The organism is Loktanella sp. D2R18, assembly GCF_003318235.1.
In the GTDB taxonomy this organism is placed as follows: Bacteria; Pseudomonadota; Alphaproteobacteria; order Rhodobacterales; family Rhodobacteraceae; genus Yoonia.
In genome coordinates this window covers 1-1,366 of the sequence record NZ_QOCG01000025.1, presented here as the reverse complement: position 1 = coordinate 1,366, position 1,366 = coordinate 1, and the positions used below count along the sequence as shown (strand labels likewise).

1 protein-coding gene is annotated in these 1,366 nt (G+C 53.6%); it reads left to right on the top strand.

All coding sequences use genetic code 11. The features are described 5' to 3' along the window. Positions 1–1,176, top strand: a 1,176-nt coding sequence (tuf, locus tag DS901_RS12600; RefSeq protein WP_113777303.1) for an elongation factor Tu, incomplete at its 5' end; no start/stop codon positions are given. Positions 1,177–1,366: the final 190 nt, after the last annotated feature.

Below are 1,366 nucleotides of genomic sequence, written 5' to 3'. Positions count from 1 at the left end.
ATGGCTAAGGAAAAGTTTGAACGTACAAAACCGCACGTTAACATTGGTACAATTGGCCACGTTGACCACGGCAAGACGACCCTGACAGCTGCGATCACGAAGTATTTTGGTGATTTCCAAGATTACGACCAGATTGACGGCGCGCCAGAAGAGAAAGCCCGCGGGATCACCATTTCAACAGCGCACGTTGAGTATGAGACTGAAACACGTCACTACGCGCACGTTGATTGCCCCGGCCACGCCGACTACGTCAAGAACATGATCACCGGTGCTGCCCAAATGGACGGCGCGATCTTGGTTGTGAACGCGGCTGACGGCCCGATGCCACAAACCCGCGAGCACATCTTGTTGGGTCGCCAAGTTGGCATCCCTTACATGGTTGTTTACATGAACAAAGTTGACCAAGTAGACGACGAAGAGCTGCTTGAGTTGGTTGAAATGGAAATCCGTGAGCTGCTGTCTTCTTACGAATACCCAGGCGACGACATTCCCGTGATCCCTGGTTCAGCGCTTGCAGCTCTTGAAGGTCGCGACAAAGAAATCGGCGAAGATTCGATCCGTAAGCTGATGGAAGCTGTCGATACATACATCCCAACACCTGCACGTGCGGTTGATATGCCGTTCTTGCTGCCAATCGAGGATGTGTTCTCGATCTCTGGCCGTGGTACAGTTGTGACTGGCCGTGTTGAGCGTGGCGTTGTGAACGTTGGCGACGAACTTTCTATCGTTGGCATCAAAGACACACAGAAAACCACATGTACTGGTGTTGAAATGTTCCGCAAGCTGCTTGATCGCGGTGAAGCAGGCGACAACGTTGGTGTTCTGTTGCGCGGTATCGACCGTGAAGCAGTTGAGCGTGGCCAGGTTCTGGTTAAGCCCGGTTCTGTGAACCCACACACAAAGTTCGAAGCAGAAGCCTATATTCTGACCAAAGAAGAAGGCGGTCGTCACACCCCATTCTTCGCGAACTACCGTCCACAGTTCTACTTCCGGACCACTGACGTGACTGGTACTGTTGTTCTTCCAGAAGGCACAGAAATGGTCATGCCGGGCGACAACCTGAAGTTCAACGTAGAGCTGATCGCACCAATCGCGATGGAAGACGGCCTACGCTTCGCGATCCGCGAAGGCGGCCGCACAGTCGGCGCCGGCGTTGTATCGAAGATTGTTGAGTAATCACGGGGCGGCTTGGGCGTAAGCCCAAACGCACCGGGCGGGTGGCAGATGTTTTCCAAAGGAAAACTTCGAGAACCCGCACCCTCGCATATCTAGGCGCTCGTGGGTGACAGGCGATTGTGCAGCAATCACCGAGAACCCACTAGGTCAATAAATAGAAAAGGCCGCCCCAGAAATCGGGCGGCCTTTT